This is a genomic window from Cellulosimicrobium composti (assembly GCF_009711085.1).
GTDB lineage: Bacteria > Actinomycetota > Actinomycetes > Actinomycetales > Cellulomonadaceae > Cellulosimicrobium > Cellulosimicrobium composti.
Window position 1 is genome coordinate 1 of sequence record NZ_WMKA01000059.1, and the last position, 20,170, is coordinate 20,170.

A 20,170-nucleotide genomic window follows, 5' to 3' on the forward strand; every position below is an offset into this window, starting at 1 on the left:
CGAGGCGGGCCCCCGCGGCGAGCAGGACGGCGGACGCGAGCGCGAACGGCACCGCGAGCGCGGCGGCGAGCGCCCCGCGCGGCAGGATGAGGCTCGCGACGGCACACGCCCCGGCGAGCGGCCAGGCCGCGCTGCGCGGCGCCGGGACGACCCGGGCGCCGAGCAGCCGCAGGCCGAGCGGGAGGACGACGACGGCCCCGACCGCGACGAGCAGCCCGACGAGCGCCGAGCCCGCGGGGCTCACGCGCGCTCGCCGCGGTCGGTCGTGGGCGCGGGCGAGACGTCGCGCACGAGCCGCAGGACGTCGTCGACCACCGCGCGCGCGACGGGCAGCCGTGCGAGCCGGACGAGGCTGCCGACGAGCGCCGCGCCGCCGTCGACGAGGCGACGCGTGCGGGTGAACCCGGGCGAGGTGTCGTAGACCCAGAACAGCGTGATCCCGAGGTGCGCGAGCCACAGGAGCTCGGGGAGCTGCGCGCGCAGGCGCTCGGGCAGGCGCGTGGAGGACCCGGCGACGACGTCCTCGAAGAGCGCGCGCGACAGGTCGCGCGACGTCGCCGAGGCCGCGGAGAACGGGCTCGCGTCCGACCCGGGCCGGATCGCGACGGAGACGAACTCCGCGCCGAACGCGTGGAACGGCGCGAACGCGTCGACGGAGGCGGCCCACACGCCGCGCAGCCGTTCGGTGAGCGAGCCTCCCGCCGCGAGCACGGGTGCGGACCGCTCGGCGTGCTCGCGCTGCACCTCGAGGTAGAGCTCCTGGACGAGCGCGTCCTTCGACGGGAAGTGGTAGTACGCGTTGCCCGTGCTCACGCCTGCCTCTGCGGCGACGGCGCGCATCGTCGTGCGCTCGTAGCCGACGTCCCTCAGCATCCGGATCGCGACCTCGCGCAGGTGCGCCCGCGTCCGCTCGGACTTCGGTGTCGCGCTCATGCTGGCGGGCCGTTTTTGAACATGTTCAAAAACTAGCACGCGCCCGGGCGGACGCCGCACACGACGGGCATGGGAGCGACTGTTGTTTTCTGTTGCCTCTTGTGGGAATCTGTGGCCGACAGCGCAGTCAGCCGGGCCGGTGCACGGACCGGCGCTCTTCGACGACGAAGGACCCGCATGCCCCGACCACGCTCGACGCGCGCGCTCGCGCTCGTCTCCGGACTCCTCGCGCTCGCGCTCGCGGCACCCGCCGCGGCAGCGACCACGCCGACCGCCCCCGCTCCCCCCGTCACGGCGGACGACGACCCGACCACCCCGCTCGACCGACCCGAGGTGGGGCCCGGCACGTCCTTCGTCGACGTGGCCACCAAGCTCGACGGGTACGCCGACCCCGACTGGTACGCGGCGAACGTCCCCGTCGTCGACCTGCCCGACGCGGACGCCGAGGCCGTGTACTACTACCGCTGGCGCGTGCTCAAGGAGCACCTGCGCTACACCGAGCCCGGGACCGGGTGGGTCCTCACGGAGTTCCTCGACTGCTGCGGGTACGCCGCGCCCTACCAGGCGATCAACGCCGCCGCAGGCCACCAGCTCGCCGAGGGCCGCTGGCTGCGCGACCAGCGCTATCTCGACGACTACGAGGACTACTGGCTCACCGGGCCCGGCCAGATCGAGCCCGCGCAGAACCCCGAGGCGGCCGACTGGGCGCACCAGTACTCCTTCTGGGCCGTGACCGCGATCGTCGAGCGCGCGAAGGTGACCGGCGACCTCGACCGGCTCCGGTCGCTCCAGCCCGAGCTCGAGACCTTCGTCGAGGACTGGGGCAACCAGTTCGACGCCGACCTCGGCCTCTACTGGCAGACGCCCGAGTACGACGCCAAGGAGAGCTCCCCGGCGTCGTACGCGACCGACCGCGACTACGCCGGGCGGCACACGTTCCGCCCGTCGATCAACGCCTACCTCTACGGCGACATGCTCGCGCTCGCCGAGGTCGCAACGCTCAACGGCGACGAGGCGACCGCGACCGAGTACCGCGACCGCGCCGCCGCGCTGCGCGAGGCCGTCGACACCTACCTCTGGGACGACGAACGGCAGTTCTTCTACGACGTCGTGGACTGGGAGAACCCCGGCCACGAGCGCCTGCGCGACCGCCTCGACGTCGGGTTCGTCCCGTGGAAGTTCGGCCTCGCCTCGCCCGAGCAGGCGGTCGCGCTCGACCAGCTCCTCGACCCGCAGGGCTTCGCCGCCCCGTTCGGGCCGACCGTGACCGAGCGCCGCTCCCCCGACTTCTGGCGCTCGGCCGACCAGGGCTGCTGCAAGTGGGACGGGCCGTCGTGGCCGTTCTCGACGTCGCTCACGCTCGACGGCCTCGCCACCGCGCTGCGGGACGACGCCGCGGGCGACCTCACGCGCGCCGACTACCTCGACCTGTTCGAGACGTACGTGCGCACCCAGTTCCGCGACGGCGAGCCATACGTCGCCGAGGCGCACCACCCCGACGAGGACCGCTGGATCTACGACGGGAGCAACCACTCCGAGGACTACCTGCACTCGAGCTACGTGGACCTCGTGCTCCAGGACGTTCTCGGCCTCCAGCCGCAGTCCGGCGACTCGCTCGTGCTCGACCCGCTCGTCCCGGCCGACTGGGACTGGTTCGCCGCGGAGAACGTGCCGTACCACGGGCGCAACGTCACGGTCCTGTTCGACCGCGACGGCACGCGCTACGGCGCGGGCACGGGCCTGCGGGTGTACGTCGACGGCGAGCAGGTGCTCCACGCAGGGGCCGTCGCGCTCGCCGAGGGCGCCGACCCCGTCGAGGTCCCGGTGCCCGCGGGGGACCCTCAGCGGCTCCCGCACGCGGTGAACACGTCCGCCAACCCGCTGCGCCACGAGTACCCGCGACCCCTCGCGTCGTACACGTGGCGCTACGACGACGCGTGGCGCGTCCTCGACGGCAAGGTCTGGTACGACGAGGTGCCGCAGAACACGCGCTGGACGAACTACTCCTCGCCGAACGCGACCGACTGGGTCGGTGTCGAGCTCGCCGAGCCGACGACGATCGGCGACGTCCGGTTCCACGGCTACCAGGACGCCGACGCGGTCCAGCCCGCCGCGGCCTACGAGCTCGAGTACTGGGACGGCGCGGCGTGGCAGGTCGTGCCCGACCAGACGCGCGTGCCCGAGCAGCCCGCCGGGAACGGCCTCAACCGGATCACGTTCCCGCCGCTCGAGACGACGCGCTACCGGGTCGTGTTCCAGGCGGCCCCCGGGAAGTCCGTCGGCGTGACCGAGCTCGAGTCCTGGAGCCCGGTCGCGCGCGACGTCACCGTCCGCGTCGACGCGGCACAGCCTGCGCCCGGCCAGGCGTCGCGCGTCGACGTGACCGTGACCTCGCGCGAGGACGCCGTGACCGGCGTCGACCTCGCCCCCGACCTCCCCGAGGGATGGACCGCCGTCGCCGTGGGCGACGACGGACCCGTCGACCTCGGCGCGTGGGACCGCGCGACACGGTCGTGGGACGTGACGCCGGCTCCCGACGCCGTCCCCGGCACCGAGGCGCGCATCGGCGCCGTCGCGCGCTGGGGCGGCGGCGACGCGCACGGGACGCGCGCGACGACGACCGTGCGGCTCGCGTTCGACCCCGCCTGGTACGACGACGTCGTGCTGCACGACGACTTCGACACCGACACGCTCGCGGACTGGACCACGATGCAGCCGTCCGCCGGCGAGGCGCTGCCCACGCTCGCCGCGGGCGACGGGTCGCTCTCCGCGACCGGCGGCGCGCGCTACTGGGGCCTGTACGGGCACCGCACGGCCCGCGCGACGTCGTCGTCCGTGGTCATCGCCGAGATCGGCGCGTTCTCCGGGCAGGGCACCGCCGAGGACTCGCTGTTCCTCGGGCTCGCCGGCGGCGACCGCACCTACGCGCTCGCGTGGTTCAACCACACGAACGTCGCGTCCGGCCTCGACTACGTGGGCGGCGCGAACGGGTCGTCACCGTACTTCGGCCTCCGCGGCTACGGGCCCGGCAGCCGGATCGCGCTCCAGGTGAACGGCGCACGGGTCGACGTCTTCGCCGAGGAGGACGGCACGTGGACCTGGTACGGCGGCACGACGACGGGCGGCACGCTCGACACGTCCGACCCCGACGTCCTCGCCGGTCTCCTGCCGACCATCGGCTTCCGGGCCGACCGCGGCACGGTGAGCATCGCGTCGTTCGAGGTGCGCGCGCGGTCCGCCGCGCCCGGCCCGCAGGTCGACGTCACCGCCACGTCGCGCTGCCTCGCCGGGACCGCGCACGTCGCGGTCCGGGCCGCGTACACCGGGACGGGCGGGGCCGGCCTCGGCGAGCCGGTCGACGTCGAGCTCGTCACGCCGTTCGGGACGCGCACCGTCACGGGCGTCGCCCCGGGCGAGAACGCCTACCAGTCGTTCTCCGCCCGGGCCGGCACCGTCACCGCGGGCGAGGCGACCGTGCGCGTGACCGACGCCGCCGGACGCGTCACGCAGCACACGGCGCCCTACCCGGCGACCACCTGCTGACCGACGCCCGCGGGGCGGGAGGTGGGCCGGGCAGGCCCACCTCCCGCCCGGAGGCCCGCGGGGCCAGGGCTCAGAAGAGGCGCGACTCCACGTCGTCCACGCCGCGCATCGCGTCGTAGTCGAGCACGAGGCAGCCGATCCCGCGGTCCGTCGCGAGCACGCGCGCCTGCGGCTTGATCNCGTCGTCCACGCCGCGCATCGCGTCGTAGTCGAGCACGAGGCAGCCGATCCCGCGGTCCGTCGCGAGCACGCGCGCCTGCGGCTTGATCTCCTGGGCGGCGAACACGCCCCGCACGGGCGCCAGGAGGGGGTCGCGGTTGAGCAGCTCGAGGTAGCGCGTGAGCTGCTCGACGCCGTCGATGTCGCCGCGGCGCTTGATCTCGACGGCCACGGTCCCGCCGTCGGCGTCCTTCGCGAGGATGTCGACCGGCCCGATCGCCGTGGGGTACTCGCGGCGCACCAGCGTGTGCCCGGAGCCCAGCAGCTCGATCTGCGCCGCGAGCATCTCCTGCAGGTGGGCCTCGACGCCGTCCTTGACGAGCCCGGGGTCGATGCCGAGCTCGTGCGAGCTGTCGTGCTGGACCTCGTGGAGCTCGATCTCCAGGCGGTCGTCGCTCTTCGCGTGCTGCACGGCCCAGACCTCGGTCACGCCGCGCTCGCGCGCCTCCTCGGACGGCTCGCGGACCGCGAGGGTGCACGGCGGGCTCATCCAGTTGAGGGGCTTGTACGAGCCGCCGTCGGAGTGGAGCAGCACGCTCCCGTCGGCCTTGACGATGAGCACGCGCGTCGCGAGCGGCAGGTGCGCGGAGAGGCGGCCGGTGTAGCGGGCGGAGCAGCGGGCGACGACGAGGCGCATGGGGCAGGTCCTCCGGGACGGGGGTGGGGCGGTCCGGTGGGGCGTCGGCCCGCGGGCGACGCGTCAGACGACGACGTCGCGGCGCCCGGGCGGCGCGGCCTCCAGCCAGGAGGCGAGCCCCTCGTAGGCGGCTCGCGACATCGTGAGCTCGAAGTCCTGGCCGCGGTAGCGGCAGCGGACGAGGTAGGCGTCGGGGCCGTCGCCGGAGAACGGCTCGCGGCCCGTGATGACGAGGTCGTAGCGCGACCAGGTGCGCGCGGGGCGCAGCGACACGGACCACAGGCGCCACCAGTCGATGCGCCCGACGCCGTAGTGCGCGATCCCGGCGACCCAGGGCGCCCCCGCGACGCCCGTGCGGCGCGCGGCGCACTCGAACGACCCGACGCGGTGCGACAGGGCGCGCAGACGCCACGCCCCCAGCCCGGTCGCGACGATCAGCAGGACGAGAAGTCCGATCGCGATCCAGGCCAGGGGCGTCATGGTCGTCCGAGGGTCAGCGCGAGGCCGGTACGGACTCGACCGAGTCCGCGACGATCGTCACCTGGTTCGAGTCGACGGAGAGGAACCCGCCGGTGACGCGCAGCTCGAGGGACTCACCCTCCGCGACGATGCGCACCGAGCCCTCGCGCAGCACGGAGAGCAGCGGCGAGTGGTCGGCGAGGATGCCGATCTCGCCGTCGGCCGCGGGGGCCGTGACCCGCTGCGCGCGGCCCGACCAGATCTTGCGGTCCGCCGCCACGAGGTCGACGTTCAGCTGTGCCACGGGAACTCCTTCGAAGGCGGTTCATGCCCGGCGTGGTGTCCGGGACGACGACCGGTCCGCGAGGCGCGGGCCGGGTCCGGGTGCGACGCCCGCGGGGCCGGACCGAGCGGCCCGGCCCCGCGTGTGCGTCGGATCAGGCGCCGTACTCCTTCTGGATGCGCGCCCAGTTGCGCTCGAGGTCCTCGAGCCCACCGATGTTGTAGAAGGCCTGCTCGGCGATGTGGTCGAACTCGCCGTCCGCGATCTTCTTGAACGCCTCGATGGTCTCGCTCAGCGGCACGGTCGAGCCCGCGACACCGGTGAACTTCTCGGCCATGTACGTGTTCTGGGAGAGGAACTGCTGGATGCGGCGCGCACGCGCGACGACCGTCTTGTCCTCCTCCGAGAGCTCGTCCACACCGAGGATCGCGATGATGTCCTGGAGCTCCTTGTTGCGCTGCAGGATCGACTTCACGCGCGTGGCGACGTCGTAGTGCTCCTGGCCCACGTAGCGCGGGTCGAGGATGCGGCTCGTCGAGGCGAGCGGGTCCACCGCGGGGTACAGACCGCGCGAGGCGATCTCACGGGAGAGCTCCGTCGTCGCGTCGAGGTGCGCGAACGTCGTGGCCGGGGCCGGGTCGGTGTAGTCGTCCGCCGGCACGTAGATCGCCTGGAGCGACGTGATCGAGTGACCGCGCGTCGAGGTGATGCGCTCCTGGAGGAGGCCCATCTCGTCGGCGAGGTTCGGCTGGTAGCCCACCGCGGACGGCATGCGGCCGAGCAGCGTCGACACCTCGGAGCCCGCCTGCGTGAAGCGGAAGATGTTGTCGATGAACAGCAGGACGTCCTGCTTCTTCACGTCGCGGAAGTACTCCGCCATCGTCAGCGCGGAGAGCGCGACGCGCAGACGCGTGCCCGGGGGCTCGTCCATCTGGCCGAAGACGAGGGCCGTCTTGTCGAAGACGCCCGCCTCCTCCATCTCGTGGATGAGGTCGTTGCCCTCACGCGTGCGCTCACCGACACCGGCGAACACCGAGACACCGCCGTGGTCCTGCGCGACGCGCTGGATCATCTCCTGGATGAGGACCGTCTTGCCGACGCCCGCACCGCCGAAGAGGCCGATCTTGCCACCCTGCACGTACGGGGTGAGGAGGTCGATGACCTTGATGCCCGTCTCGAACATCGTGGTCTTCGACTCGAGCTGGTCGAACGCCGGGGGCTTGCGGTGGATCGGCCAGCGCTCGGTGATCTCCACGGTCTCGCCCGGGGCGGCGTTGAGCACCTCGCCCGTGACGTTGAAGACCTTGCCCTTGGTGACGTCGCCCACGGGGACGCTGATGGGCGCGCCCGTGTCGGTCACCTGGGCACCACGGACGAGGCCGTCCGTCGGCTTGAGGGCGATCGCGCGGACGAGGGAGTCGCCCAGGTGCTGGGCGACCTCGAGCGTGAGCGTGAAGGACTTCTCGCCCTCGCCCTGCGACGAGAGGTCGATCTCGACGGTCAGCGCGTTGTAGATGTCGGGGATGGCGTCCGCCGGGAACTCGATGTCCACGACGGGGCCGATCACACGAGCGACTCGGCCCACGCCGGGACCGCTGGAGTGCTCGACCTGTGCTTCCACGGTGGTGGCGGTCATTGCTGGCCTCGCTTCGCAGTGCCGGGGAGGGCCCCGGCGGTGTCGGTCAGGATGTCGGTGTTGGTGCTGGCCGTGCGGGCCTCGCGGCCCGTCATGACGCCGCCAGGGCGTCGGCACCCGAGACGATCTCGCTGATCTCCTGGGTGATGTCCGCCTGGCGCGCCTGGTTGGCCAGCCGCGTGTAGTTGCGGATGAGGTCCTCCGCGTTGTCCGTCGCCGTGTGCATCGCCCGCTGGCGCGCCGCGAGCTCGGACGCCGCGGCGTCGAGGAGGCAGCTGAAGATCCGGCTGCGCACATAGCGCGGGAGCAGGGCGTCGAGCACGGCCTCGGGCGACGGCTCGAAGTCGTACAGCGGGAGCACGTCGTGCTTGCCCGCCGGGGCCACGCCCTCGACGACCTCGAGCGGGAGCATCCGCACCACGCGCGGGCGCTGCGTGACCATGTTGACGAACTGCGTGTACACGATGTGCAGCTCGCTCACACCGCCCTCCGCGACCGGCGCGAGGAACGCCCCGAGGAGGGCGTCGGCGATCTCGCCCGCGATCTCCGAGTTCGGCGCGTCCGACCCGTACGACCACGTGCCGGCGAGCGTGCGCCCGCGGAACGAGTAGTACGAGATGGCGCGGCGGCCCGCGGCGTAGAGCGCGACCTCCTTGCCCTCCGCGACGAGACGCTCGACGAGGCGCTCCGTCTCGCGGATGATCGACGCCGAGTAGGCGCCGGCCATGCCGCGGTCGGACGCGACGACGAGGACCGCGACGCGGTTGGTGTCCGTGCGCTCGCTCGTCAGCGGGTGCTGCGTCGTCGAGTGCGTCGCGACGGCCGAGACGGCCCGGGTGATCGCCCGGGCGTACGGCGACGCGGCCGCGGTGCGGTCGCGCGCCTTGCCGATGCGCGACGCGGCGATGAGCTCCTGCGCGCGGAACATCTTCTTGAGGGACTGCGTCGACTTGATCCGCTGCTTGTAGACGCGCTGGGATCCGGCCATGCTCAGGCCCTCTTCTGACGGACGATCTGCTCCTGCTCGATCTCCGTCTCGGCCTCGTCCTCGGTGTCGCCACCGACGAGCGGCGTGCCGTCGCCCTTGAGGAAGCCGGCACGGAAGGCGTCGACCGCCTGCGCGAGCTGCGCCTCGGTCTCCTCCTCGAGCTTGCCGGTCTCGGCGATCGTCGAGAAGACGTCCGTGTTGCGGCGCAGGTGGTCGAGCAGCTCGGACTCGAAGCGACGCACGTCCTCGACCGGGACGTCGTCGATCTTGCCCTTGGTGCCGGCCCAGATGGACGCGACCTGCTCCTCGACGGGGAACGGCGAGTACTGGCCCTGCTTGAGCAGCTCCATGAGGACCGCACCACGCTGGAGCTGGCCGCGCGAGGCCGCGTCGAGGTCGGACGCGAACATCGCGAACGCCTCGAGGGAGCGGTACTGCGCGAGCTCGAGCTTCAGGGTGCCGGAGACCTTCTTCATCGCCTTGACCTGGGCGTCACCACCGACGCGCGACACCGAGATGCCGACGTCGACGGCGGGGCGCTGGTCCGCGTTGAACAGGTCGGACTGGAGGAAGATCTGCCCGTCCGTGATGGAGATGACGTTCGTCGGGATGTACGCCGAGACGTCGTTCGCCTTCGTCTCGATGACCGGCAGACCCGTCATCGAGCCCGCGCCGAGCTCGTCGGAGAGCTTCGCGCAACGCTCGAGGAGGCGAGAGTGCAGGTAGAAGACGTCACCGGGGTACGCCTCGCGGCCCGGCGGGCGGCGCAGGAGCAGCGACACGGCACGGTAGGCCTCGGCCTGCTTCGACAGGTCGTCGAAGATGATGAGGACGTGCTTGCCGCCGTACATCCAGTGCTGGCCGATGGCCGAGCCGGTGTAGGGCGCGAGGTACTTGAAGCCGGCCGGGTCGGACGCGGGGGCCGCGACGATCGTCGTGTACTCCAGCGCGCCGGCGTCCTCGAGGGCGCCGCGGACCGACGCGATCGTCGAGCCCTTCTGACCGATGGCGACGTAGATGCAGCGGACCTGCTTCGTCGGGTCGCCCGACTCCCAGTTCGCCTTCTGGTTGATGATCGTGTCGATCGCGATCGCCGTCTTGCCGGTCTGGCGGTCGCCGATGATCAGCTGACGCTGGCCGCGGCCGATCGGGATCATCGAGTCGATCGCCTTGATGCCGGTCTGCAGCGGCTCGTGGACGGACTTGCGGGCCATGACGCCGGGAGCCTGGAGCTCCAGGGCGCGGCGACCCTCGGTCGCGACCTCGCCGAGGCCGTCGATCGGGTTGCCCAGCGGGTCGACGACGCGGCCGAGGTACCCGTCACCGACGGGGACCGAGAGGACCTCGCCCGTGCGACGGACCTCCTGACCCTCCTCGATGCCGGTGAACTCGCCCAGCACGACGACACCGATCTCGCGGACGTCGAGGTTGAGGGCGAGACCGAGGGTCCCGTCCTCGAAGCGCAGCAGCTCGTTGGCCATCGCGCCCGGCAGACCCTCGACCTGGGCGATGCCGTCGGCGGCCAGGGTGACCCGGCCCACCTCCTCGGACACGGCGCCCTCGGGCTCGTAGGACTTCACGAAGCTGTCCAGAGCGGCCCGGATCTCCTCCGGCCGGATCGTCAGCTCAGCCATTGCTCTTCTCCTGTCGTGGCCGCACCTCGTGGTTCGGGTGCGGTCGAACGTTTGTCGGTTGTGCGGCCGGTGGCCGGCAGGACGGTCGTCGGTCGGAAGGGTGGGCCGGTCAGCTCACGAGACGTCGGCGCGCGTCGGCCAGCCGGGCCAGCACCGTGGAGTCCACGACGTCGGCACCGACCTGGACGCGCATCCCGCCGAGGACGGCGGGGTCGACCGTGACGTTGAGCTGCACGGCACGCCCGTAGGCCCGCTCGAGCAGCGCCGCGAGGCGGTCGAGCTGTGCCTGCGTGAGCACCGTCGCCGACGTCACGGAGGCGACGAGCCGCTGCCGACGCTCGGCCGCGACCTCACCGATCCACCCCAGCGTCGGGACGAACCGGCGCCCGCGCAGCGCGCGCGTCGCGTGGACCGCGAGCACCTCGGTCGCACGGTCGGCCTTCCCGCCGAGCAGCGCGTGCACGAAGGCGGCGCGACGCTCGGGGTCGATCGTGTCGTCGGAGAGGATCTGCCGTGCCTCGCGCTGCCCGACGAGCGCGCGCGAGGTCCGGAAGAGCTCGTCCTCGACCTGCTCGAGCGCACCACGGGACTGGGCGGACGCGAGGACCGCCTCCAGGCCGAGGCGCTCGGTCGCGTCCGCGAGGTCGCTCTCCCGCGACCACCGCGACCGGACGAGGCCGGCCATGAGGTCGACGACGCGCTCGTCGAAGCCCGACGCGAGGACGGCCGTGACCAGCGCCGCCTTGTCCGCCCCGGAGCGGGACGGGTCCGCGAGCGAGCGCCGCAGCGGCGCCGACGCGTCGAGCGCCGCCGTGACCGCGAAGAGCTGCTCGCCGAGCGCGAGCGCGCTCTCGCCCGCCGAGCGCAGGACCGGCTCGAACCGGTCCCGCGCCTGCGTCAGGGACTCGCCGCTCGTTCCGCGCATCAGCGCTCCTCGGTGCCAGGACCGGTGCCCGCCGCGCTCGCCGCCGCGGGACCCGCGGCCTCGAGCTCGTCGAGGAAGCGGTCGACGACGCGGCTCTGGCGTGCCGAGTCGGCGAGCGACTCGCCCACGATCTTGGAGGCGAGCTCCGTCGCGAGCAGACCGACGTCGTTGCGCAGCGAGACCGCGGCCTGCTGGCGCTCGGCCTCGATCTGGCGGTGCGCCGTCTCGACGATGCGCGCGGCGTCGTCGGACGCCTTGGCCCGCAGGTCGGAGACGATCGCCGAGCCCTCGGCGCGCGCCTCCTCACGGATCTTCGCCGCCTCGGTGCGTGCCTCCTGGAGCTGCTGGTGGTACTCCGCCAGCGCCGCCGCGGCCTCGGCCTGGGCGGACTCCGCCTTGGCCAGACCGCCCTCGATCTTCGCGGTGCGCTCGTCCAGGACCGCCTGGAACTTCGGCAGGACCGCCTTGTAGAAGACGACCGCGATGATGACGAGGACGACGGCCGACCACAGGATGTCGTAGCCGGCGGGGAGGAACAGGTCGATGCCTGCCGGCTCCTCGCCGGTCTCCGCCGCGAGGGTCAGCGCGGCGTCAGCCAGCGCCGTCATCACTGGAAGAGGAAGCCGGCGACGAGCCCGAGCAGCGCGAGCAGCTCGACGAACGCGACACCGAGGAACATGGTGGCGCGGAGCTGGCCGGCGACCTCAGGCTGGCGGGCCATGCCCTCGACGGTCTTGCCGATAAGGATGCCGAGGCCGATGCCCGGGCCGATCGCGGCGATGCCGTAGCCGATCGTGTTGATGCTGCCGGAGACCTCGGCGAGGGTGGTGACGTCCACGTGTGCTCGTTCCTTCCGTTGGGCGCCCGACCGGTCGGCCGGGCGTCACATTGAGTGGTGCGTGGTGGGAGAGGGTCGGTCGGGGCGCGCGGTGCGGCCTCGGGTCAGTGCTCCTCTTCGAGCGCGATGTTCAGGTACACCGACGCGAGGAGCGCGAAGATGTAGGCCTGCAGGGCCGCGACGAGGAGCTCGAAGAGCGTGAAGATCAGCCCGCCGGCGAGCGTCAGGACGCCGAAGGCCTTCATCGCGGGGACCGCCTCGAAGACGAAGTACTGCGTCGCGGCGAAGCACAGGACCAGCATGATGTGGCCGGCGACCATGTTGGCGACGAGACGGATCGCGAGCGAGGCCGGCCGGATGATGAGGATCTGGAGCAGCTCGATCGGGGTGACGATCAGGTAGATCGGCGCCGGGATCCCCGGGGGGAAGAGGCTGTTCTTGAGGTAGCCGCCGAGGCCGTGCGCCTTGATGCCCACGGCCCAGTAGGTGACGAGCACCCACAGCGCGAGCAGGAAGGGCAGGCCCATGCGGGCGGTACCGGCCATGTTGAGGCCGGGGATGATGCCCGTGAGGTTGAAGGCGAGGACCGCGAAGAAGATCGTCGTGATCATCGGGACGAAGCGCTTGGCGTGCTCCTTGCCCATGATCTCCTCGACGATCTGGACCCGGACGAAGTCCAGCATCATCTCGATCGCGTTCTGGAAGCGCCCGGGGACCAGGCGCGCCCGACGCGCGGCGACGACGAAGATCGTCAGCAGGACGATCGTCGCGACGATCCGGATGATCCAGATGCGGTCGATCTGGAAGATCGTGCCCTCGAAGAGGATGGCCGGCGGGAAGAAGTCGGCGATCGACGGCGCGTGGAAGCCACCTTCGCTCTCGGAAGCAGCGAGGAGCACGGGGGTCGCAAGCGTGGACAGGGTGGACTCCCAATGGTCGTGTGGTCCGGGCAGCCCTCACCCGATGGGTGGGCACGCCGTCGGACCTGGCCGTCATGGATTCGCCAGTAGCCTAACGTATGGACCGGCGTGCTCAGGCCGCTCCGGGGCCGCTTGTGACATTTTGCTCATGCCGTCCGGGACCTGGGGCCCTGGACGGACCGGGCCCGGCGTACCGGGTCAGCGGGCGCCGGGCTCCACGTACGGGACGCGGCCCCTGGTCACGGCGCGGTAGTCGAGCACCGCGGAGCCGATCACGCCGACGAGGAGCACGCCCGCGAAGACCCAGCGGTCGTAGAAGTCCATGCCGCGCAGCACGACGAGGATGACGATCAGCACGACCATCTTCGCGAGCCAGCTGCCCATGACGACCGCGGCGGTCGTCGTCGGGGTCGCGTCCACCGTGCGGAGCATCGCCCAGACGGTGGTCGCGGAGAAGAGCAGCGCGACGCCCACGCCGAGGAGCGCGCCCCACACGCCGGGCAGCCCGGCCACGAGCGCCCCGACCGCGACGCCGAGCACCGTGAGCGCACCGAGCAGCACGAGCACGTCGCGCAGCGCTGTGCGGAACACCGCGCGCACCGCCTCGCCCTGCGGACCGACGGTCTGCTCCGTGGACGGCGCTCCTGCCGGCGCGGCGGGGTCGGTCGTCCCGGCGGGGGTCTCGTCGGGGCGGGCGGGGTCGGGCTGGCTCGTCGTCATCTCAGGGCTTCCTTCGGCGGTGAGGGCACGGCGGGGGACGCCGCCGGGGCGGCGGGCGGTGGGTCGGCGGGGGGCTGCGCGGGTGGCTCCTCGACGGCGGGCGTGGCGTCGTCGTCGAGGAAGCGCCCGCGCGTGCGCAGGGGGCCGAGCGTGAGGAGCGCGGCCACCACGACGGCGGCCCCGAGCCCCGCGGCCACGCCGTGCCAGTGCCACTGGACGAGCGCGACGGCGGCGAACGCGAACACCGCCGTCCACACGTAGAGGATGAGCACGGCGCGACGGTGCGAGTGGCCGAGCGCGAGCATCCGGTGGTGCAGGTGCATGCGGTCGGGGTGGAACGGCGACCTCCCGCGCGCGACGCGGCGCACCACGGCCATGCCCATGTCGAGCAGCGGCAGGAGGATGACCGCGAGCGGCAGGAGGATCGGGATGAACGCCGGGATCTGCTGCGCGCCGGAGAGGGCGCTCGTGTCGATCTTGCCCGTCACGACGATCGCGGCGGCGGACATGACGAGGCCGAGGACCATCGAGCCCGAGTCGCCCATGAAGATGCGGGCCGGGTGGAAGTTGTGCGGCAGGAAGCCGACGCAGATGCCGACGAGCGCGGCGATGACGAGCGTCGCGAGGCTCGAGTAGTCGTCGGCGCTCGCCTTCTGGGTGAGCACGTAGGAGTACACGAAGAACGCGGAGCCGCCGATCGCGACGAGGCCCGCGGCGAGCCCGTCGAGGCCGTCGACGAAGTTCACGGCGTTCATCGCGACGACGACCACGAGGATCGTCGCGGCGAGCTGGAGGCGCGAGGACCAGATGAGCTGCTGGTCGCCGATCCCGATGGGGAGCGTGAACAGCACGACGCCCTGCGTCGCCATGAGGCCCGCCGCGAGCACCTGGCCCGCGAGCTTCGTCATCCAGTCGAGGTCCCAGATGTCGTCCGCGACGCCCAGCACGCACACGATCGCCGCCGCGCCGACGATCCCCCACGCGCGGGGGTCGGCGACGAGCCGTCCCGCGACCTCCCCCACGAACACGCCCTCGAGGAACGGCATCTGCGACGCGAAGACCACGGCCACGACGAGGCCGAGGAGCATCGCGACCCCGCCGAGCCGGGGCGTCGGGATCGTGTGGACGTCGCGGTCGCGCACCGCGGTGATGGCGCCGGTGCGCAGCGCGACCCAGCGGGCGAAGGGCGTCGCGAGGAACGTCACCGTCGCGGCGACGAGCATCACGAGCAGGTAGACCCTCACCCGCCGTTCGCCTCCGGCTCCCCGGGGGCGTCGGCACCCGCGCCGGCGGTCGCGTCCGCGGGCTCGTCGGCGGGCGCGTCCGGGGTCGTGGCCGCGGGCGGGTCGTCCGGCCCGGCGACGTCGGCGACCTCCCGGAGCCGCTCGAGCGTGACCGCTCCCTGGCGCACGACCCGGAGGGTGCCCGACGTCGCGTCGACGATCGTCGAGGCCACTCCCCCGGGCGCCGTCCCGCCGTCGAGGTAGACGGCGACCGCGCTGCCGAGCTGCTCGCGCGCGTCGTCGACGTCGAGCGCCGCGGGGTGGCCCGTCGCGTTCGCGGACGACACGGCGAGCGGGCCGGTGCGGCGCAGCAGCGCGAGCGCGGCCGGGTGGTCGGGCATCCGCAGCGCGACCGTGCCGTGGGTCTCGCCGAGGTCCCACGCGAGCGACGGCTGGGCCCGCAGGATGATCGTGAACCCGCCGGGCCAGAACGCCTCGACGAGCCGGCGCGCGGCGTCCGGCACCTCGGTCGCGAGGCCGTCGAGCGTGCGCGCGTCGGGCACGAGGACGGGTGGCGGCATGTGGCGGCCGCGGCCCTTGGCGGCGAGGAGCGCGGAGACCGCCTCCGCGTCGAAGGCGTCGGCGCCGATGCCGTAGACGGTGTCGGTCGGCAGCACGACGAGGCCACCGCGGGAGATCGCGTTGACCGCCTCGTCGATGCCGGCGCCCCAGGTGTTCGGGTCGGTCACGGGGTGGACGGAGCTCACGTGTCCATCCTTCCACGCCCGTGCGCCGGTCCCGGGCCGTCCGGCGCGCCGCCGCGGCGCGCGACGACCATCCGGTCGCGCCGCGTGAGGTCGGGCAGCGTGCGCACGTCGACGAACGCGCCGGTCGCGGTCGCGGCCTCGCGCACGGCGGCAGCCTGGACCTCGGCGTGCTCCATGACGAGCAGCCCGCCCGGGCGCAGCAGTCGTGCCGCGGCCAGCACGACGGCGCGCGGCACCTCGAGCCCGTCCGCGCCGCGCCCGTACAGCGCGAGGTCCGGGTCGTGGTCGCGGACCTCGGGGTCCACGGGCACCGCGTCCGGCGGGATGTACGGCGGGTTGGACACGACGACGTCGACGGTGCCGTCGAGCTCGGCGAGGAGCGCCGGGTCCGTCACGTCGCCGACGAGCGTGCGCTGGGTGCCCGACCCGACGCGCGCGGCGTTCGCCGTGGTCGCGCGCACCGCCTCGGGCGAGAGGTCGACCGCGACGACCTGCGTGCCGGGGACCTCGACGTCGACGCTCACGCCGATGACGCCCGAGCCGCAGCACAGGTCGACCACGAGCGGGGGGCGCCCGGCGCGCGCCGGGTCGTCGCGCAGCCGCGCCGCCTCGTCGATCGCGACCTGCGCGACCGTCTCCGTCTCGGGACGCGGCACGAACACGTCGTCGACGACCTCGACCGTGACGTGGCGGAACACGGCGTGCCCGAGGATGCGCTGCAGGGGCTCGCGCGCGCGGCGCCGCTCGACGGCCTGCGCGTAGGCCGCGAGGAACCCGTCCGCCGTGCCGCCGGGCAGGGCGGGGCCGAGGTCGGCGCCGCCCGCGGGGAGGCGGTACCACTCGAGCCGCGGGAGGCCGAGGCACCACGCGGCGAGCGCCTCCGCGTCGTGCCGCGCGGACGGCACGCCCGCCTCGGCGAGGATGCCCTCGGCGGCGCGGACGGCGCGCCGCAGGTCGTCGGCGGAGAACGCCGTGCCCGGTGCGGCGGGCTCGGGCCTGGTCCCCGCGCGCGGGTCGTGCACGTCAGGCCTCGCCCGCGGCCGCGAGGCGCGCGGCCTCGTCCGCCTCGACGGCCGAGCGCACGACCGGGTCGAGGTCGCCGTCGAGCACCTGGTCGAGGTTGTAGGCCTTGTAGCCCGTGCGGTGGTCCGCGATCCGGTTCTCCGGGAAGTTGTACGTCCGGATCCGCTCGGAGCGGTCGACCGTGCGGACCTGCGAGCGCCGCAGGTCCGCGGCCTCGGCGGCCGCGGCCTCCTGCTGGGCCGCGAGCAGCCGCGCCCGCAGCACGCGCATGGCCTGCTCGCGGTTCTGGAGCTGGGACTTCTCGTTCTGCATCGACACGACGATGCCCGTGGGCAGGTGCGTGATCCGCACCGCCGAGTCGGTCGTGTTGACCGACTGCCCGCCGGGGCCCGACGACCGGTAGACGTCGATGCGCAGGTCGCTCGGGTCGATCTCGACCTCGCCCGCGTCCTCGACCTCGGGGAACACGAGCACGCCCGCCGCGGACGTGTGGATGCGCCCCTGCGACTCCGTCACGGGGACGCGCTGGACGCGGTGCACGCCGCCCTCGTACTTGAGGTTCGCCCAGACCCCGTCGGCCGGGTCCGACGGCGTGCTGCGCGCCTTGACCGCGACCTGGACGTCCTTGTAGCCGCCGAGGTCGGACTCCGTGGACTCGAGCACCTCGGTCTTCCACCCCCGGCGCTCCGCGTACCGCAGGTACATCCGCAGCAGGTCGCCCGCGAACAGCGCCGACTCCTCGCCGCCCTCGCCCGCCTTGATCTCGAGGATGACGTCGCGCCCGTCGTCGGGGTCGCGCGGCACGAGCACGCGGCGCAGGCGCTCGCGCGCCTCCTCCTCGGCGGCGCGCAGCGCCGGGAGCTCCGCGGCGAACGCCTCGCCGTCCTCGCCCCCGAGCGCCGCGAGCTCCGCGGCGGCCTCGGCGTCGCCGCTCGCCTCGCGCCACGCCCGGTAGGCGCTGACGACCTGGTTGAGCTCGGCGTAGCGCCGCCCGAGCGTGCGCGCGCGGCCCGCGTCGGCGTGGACGGCGGGGTCGGCGAGCTGGGCCTCGATGTCGGCGTGCTCGGCGAGCAGCGGCTCGACGGCGGCGAACGACTCGGTCACGGACGGCTCCTCGGGCGGTGCGACGGTTCGGTACGACGGCGGGTGCGACGACGGCGGCCCGGCGGCGGCGCGACGGCACCGCCCCCGGACAACGCGACAGCGCCGGTGGTCCGAGCGCACCGACTGCCCCTGGAGAGGTTGTCGGGCTCGGACCACCGGCGCTGCGGTGTCGCTACTTGCCGGCGGCCTTCTTGCCGTAGCGGGCCTCGAAGCGGGCCACACGGCCACCGGTGTCGAGGATCTTCTGCTTGCCCGTGTAGAACGGGTGGCAGGCGCTGCACACGTCGGCGCTGATCTTGCCGGACGTCTCCGTGCTGCGCGTCACGAAGGTGTTCCCACAGGTGCAGGTCACCTCGGTGACGACGTACTCGGGGTGGATACCAGACTTCACGGTTTTCTCCTTGGGGTGACGTCTCCGGGTCAGGTGCGGCTACCGCACCTGTGAACCGGCGACAGGCGGCCTGACGAGCGCAGGCCGACGAACCATTGTGCCAGATCGTCCGGGCGCCCCGGGAACGCTCCCGGGGACGCCCGGCACCCGTGCCGTGCGGCGCGGGTCAGATCGTGCGTCCCACGTTCTCGTCGTCGGCGAGACCGCCGGGCGTCGTCTTCTGGACGTGCAGCAGGAACTCGACGTTGGTCTGCGTCTTCTTGAGCTGGCCGAGCAGCAGCTCGATCGCCTGCTGCTGGTCGAGCGCGCCCATGACGCGACGGAGCTTGTAGATGATCTTCAGCTCGTCGTTCGACATGAGGATCTCCTCGCGGCGCGTGCCGGACGCGTTGACGTCCACGGCCGGGAAGATGCGCTTGTCGGCGAGGTTCCGGGACAGGCGGAGCTCCATGTTCCCCGTGCCCTTGAACTCCTCGAAGATGACCTCGTCCATCTTGGAGCCGGTCTCGACGAGCGCCGAGGCGAGGATCGTCAGGGAGCCGCCGTTCTCGATGTTGCGCGCCGCGCCGAAGAACCGCTTGGGCGGGTAGAGCGCCGAGGCGTCCACACCACCGGACAGGATGCGGCCCGAGGCCGGCGCCGCGAGGTTGTAGGCGCGCGACAGGCGGGTCAGCGAGTCGAGCAGCACGACGACGTCCTGACCGAGCTCGACCAGGCGCTTCGCGCGCTCGATCGCGAGCTCGGCGACGATCGTGTGGTCCGAGGCGGGGCGGTCGAACGTCGAGGCGATGACCTCGCCCTTGACCGTCCGCTCCATGTCCGTGACCTCTTCGGGCCGCTCGTCCACGAGCACCACCATGAGGTGGACCTCGGGGTTGTTCGCGGCGATCGAGTTCGCGATCTGCTGCATGATGATCGTCTTGCCGGCCTTGGGCGGCGCGACGATGAGGCCGCGCTGGCCCTTGCCGATCGGCGCGACGATGTCGATCACGCGCGGCGTGAGGCGCGTCGCCTCGGGGTTCTCGAGGCGCAGGCGCTCCTGCGGGTACAGCGGCGTGAGCTTGGTGAACTCGGGGCGCTGGCGCGCCTCCTCGGGCGACATGCCGTTCACCGTGTCGAGGCGCACGAGCGCGTTGAACTTCTGGCGCGCCGAGCTGCCCTGGTTCTCGCCCTCGCGCGGCTGGCGCACGGCGCCGGTGACGGCGTCACCGCGGCGCAGGCCCGCCTTCTTGACCTGCCCGAGCGAGACGTAGACGTCGTTCTGGCCCGGGAGGTACCCGCTCGTGCGCACGAACGCGTAGTTGTCGAGGATGTCGAGGATGCCCGCGACCGGCAGCAGCACGTCGTCCTCGCTGACCTCGATGTCGTCGAGGCCCGCGAGATCCGGGTTCTGGCGGTTGCGGCCGCGCTTGCGGTCGCGGTCACGACCGCGGTCGCGACCCCGGCGGCGGCGGCCGCCGCGCTCGTCGTCCAGCTGCTGGCGGTCGTCGCGACGGTCGCCCTGGCGCTCGCCGCGGCCCTGCTGGCCGCCCTGCTCGCGCTGGCGGTCGCCGCCCTGCTGGTCGCGCTGGCGCTCGCCGCGCGGCGCGTCGCCGTCACCCTCGGTGCGGGGCGCGCCCGCGCCCCGGCCCGAGCGGCGCGACCCGCGGTCGCCCGTCACGAGGCCGACGGCCGCCGCGGCACGCGCCGCACGCTCGTCGGGCGTCTCGTTCGAGGTGTCGCGCGTGCGGACGCCCTCGCCGAGCGCCTCGGCCACCGCGGCGGCGGCCTCGGAGCGCGCGTCGCGACGGCCCTCGCGGCGCTCGGCCCGCGGCTCGTCGGAGCGCACGGGCAGGTCGAGCACGGGAGCGGCGGTGCGCTCCTCGCGGCTCGCGGCCGACGGCGCGTCGTGGCGCGCCGGGGTCTCGGTGCCCGCGGGGCTCGCCGC

General features: G+C 73.2%; 19 protein-coding genes and 1 pseudogene. 1 reads left to right on the top strand and 19 read right to left on the bottom strand.

Annotated features, from left to right (window positions below; translation table 11 throughout):
• Nucleotides 1–244: YndJ family transporter (locus GJV82_RS17335; protein WP_196217296.1), on the bottom strand; the 244-nt coding region annotated here is incomplete at its 3' end.
• Nucleotides 241–933 carry a TetR/AcrR family transcriptional regulator gene (locus GJV82_RS17340; RefSeq protein WP_115942956.1) on the bottom strand — a complete coding sequence of 231 codons (693 nt, stop codon included), beginning with the start codon at nucleotides 931–933 and terminating at the stop codon, nucleotides 241–243. The genes GJV82_RS17335 and GJV82_RS17340, both read right to left, overlap by 4 nt.
• Nucleotides 934–1,110: 177 nt before the next feature.
• On the opposite strand from GJV82_RS17340, the gene GJV82_RS17345 reads away from it, so the two are divergent.
• Complete coding sequence (locus tag GJV82_RS17345; protein ID WP_196217297.1) at nucleotides 1,111–4,476, top strand: MGH1-like glycoside hydrolase domain-containing protein; 3,366 nt, start codon at nucleotides 1,111–1,113, stop codon at nucleotides 4,474–4,476.
• Nucleotides 4,477–4,657: 181 nt separating this feature from the next.
• Here the strand turns inward: GJV82_RS17345 and nucS are convergent.
• The 17 genes and pseudogenes from nucS to rho all read right to left on the bottom strand — a co-directional run.
• Nucleotides 4,658–5,332 (bottom strand): annotated as a pseudogene (gene nucS / locus GJV82_RS17350) (endonuclease NucS); the annotation flags it as partial.
• A gap of 63 nt (nucleotides 5,333–5,395) precedes the next feature.
• Nucleotides 5,396–5,812, bottom strand: coding sequence for a DUF2550 domain-containing protein (locus GJV82_RS17355; protein ID WP_115942959.1), 417 nt, complete (start codon nucleotides 5,810–5,812; stop codon nucleotides 5,396–5,398).
• A gap of 13 nt (nucleotides 5,813–5,825) precedes the next feature.
• Nucleotides 5,826–6,095: a F0F1 ATP synthase subunit epsilon gene (locus GJV82_RS17360; protein ID WP_024839294.1), complete on the bottom strand. Its 270-nt coding sequence runs from the start codon at nucleotides 6,093–6,095 to the stop codon at nucleotides 5,826–5,828.
• A 133-nt stretch (nucleotides 6,096–6,228) separates the two neighbouring features.
• Entirely contained in the window at nucleotides 6,229–7,710 is a 1,482-nt protein-coding gene (gene atpD, locus GJV82_RS17365; protein ID WP_024839295.1) for a F0F1 ATP synthase subunit beta, read from the bottom strand.
• A gap of 91 nt (nucleotides 7,711–7,801) precedes the next feature.
• On the bottom strand, nucleotides 7,802–8,698 hold the full coding sequence (locus GJV82_RS17370) for a F0F1 ATP synthase subunit gamma (RefSeq protein WP_024839296.1): 897 nt from the start codon (nucleotides 8,696–8,698) through the stop codon (nucleotides 7,802–7,804).
• Nucleotides 8,699–8,700: 2 nt separating this feature from the next.
• The gene (gene atpA / locus GJV82_RS17375; RefSeq protein WP_024839297.1) at nucleotides 8,701–10,332 is read right to left on the bottom strand and encodes a F0F1 ATP synthase subunit alpha; all 1,632 of its coding nucleotides are present in this window, start codon (nucleotides 10,330–10,332) and stop codon (nucleotides 8,701–8,703) included.
• Nucleotides 10,333–10,441: 109 nt separating this feature from the next.
• Nucleotides 10,442–11,257, bottom strand: coding sequence for a F0F1 ATP synthase subunit delta (locus GJV82_RS17380; protein WP_155100097.1), 816 nt, complete (start codon nucleotides 11,255–11,257; stop codon nucleotides 10,442–10,444).
• Nucleotides 11,257–11,865 (bottom strand): F0F1 ATP synthase subunit B, encoded by a 609-nt coding sequence (locus tag GJV82_RS17385; RefSeq protein ID WP_034653505.1) that lies wholly within the window; start codon nucleotides 11,863–11,865, stop codon nucleotides 11,257–11,259. Before GJV82_RS17385 ends, GJV82_RS17380 begins: the two co-directional genes overlap by 1 nt.
• Nucleotides 11,865–12,095, bottom strand: coding sequence for an ATP synthase F0 subunit C (locus GJV82_RS17390; RefSeq protein ID WP_021482769.1), 231 nt, complete (start codon nucleotides 12,093–12,095; stop codon nucleotides 11,865–11,867). Before GJV82_RS17390 ends, GJV82_RS17385 begins: the two co-directional genes overlap by 1 nt.
• Nucleotides 12,096–12,199: 104 nt before the next feature.
• Nucleotides 12,200–12,994: a F0F1 ATP synthase subunit A gene (gene atpB, locus GJV82_RS17395; protein WP_318657779.1), complete on the bottom strand. Its 795-nt coding sequence runs from the start codon at nucleotides 12,992–12,994 to the stop codon at nucleotides 12,200–12,202.
• Between the two features lie 219 nt (nucleotides 12,995–13,213).
• A complete protein-coding gene (locus GJV82_RS17400; RefSeq protein ID WP_196217298.1) occupies nucleotides 13,214–13,735 on the bottom strand; it encodes a hypothetical protein in 522 nt (173 codons plus the stop codon).
• The gene (locus GJV82_RS17405) at nucleotides 13,732–14,979 is read right to left on the bottom strand and encodes an MraY family glycosyltransferase (protein WP_318657780.1); all 1,248 of its coding nucleotides are present in this window, start codon (nucleotides 14,977–14,979) and stop codon (nucleotides 13,732–13,734) included. The genes GJV82_RS17400 and GJV82_RS17405 overlap by 4 nt, the downstream gene beginning before the upstream one ends.
• Nucleotides 14,976–15,725, bottom strand: coding sequence for an L-threonylcarbamoyladenylate synthase (locus GJV82_RS17410; protein ID WP_318657781.1), 750 nt, complete (start codon nucleotides 15,723–15,725; stop codon nucleotides 14,976–14,978). Before GJV82_RS17410 ends, GJV82_RS17405 begins: the two co-directional genes overlap by 4 nt.
• Nucleotides 15,722–16,747, bottom strand: coding sequence for a peptide chain release factor N(5)-glutamine methyltransferase (gene prmC, locus GJV82_RS17415; RefSeq protein WP_404812996.1), 1,026 nt, complete (start codon nucleotides 16,745–16,747; stop codon nucleotides 15,722–15,724). The genes GJV82_RS17410 and prmC overlap by 4 nt, the downstream gene beginning before the upstream one ends.
• Nucleotide 16,748: 1 nt before the next feature.
• Nucleotides 16,749–17,852 (bottom strand): peptide chain release factor 1, encoded by a 1,104-nt coding sequence (gene prfA / locus GJV82_RS17420; RefSeq protein ID WP_318657782.1) that lies wholly within the window; start codon nucleotides 17,850–17,852, stop codon nucleotides 16,749–16,751.
• A gap of 172 nt (nucleotides 17,853–18,024) precedes the next feature.
• Nucleotides 18,025–18,243 carry a 50S ribosomal protein L31 gene (gene rpmE, locus GJV82_RS17425; RefSeq protein ID WP_024839307.1) on the bottom strand — a complete coding sequence of 73 codons (219 nt, stop codon included), beginning with the start codon at nucleotides 18,241–18,243 and terminating at the stop codon, nucleotides 18,025–18,027.
• Nucleotides 18,244–18,409: 166 nt separating this feature from the next.
• Nucleotides 18,410–20,170, bottom strand: a 1,761-nt coding sequence (gene rho / locus GJV82_RS17430; protein ID WP_155100100.1) for a transcription termination factor Rho, incomplete at its 5' end; no start/stop codon positions are given.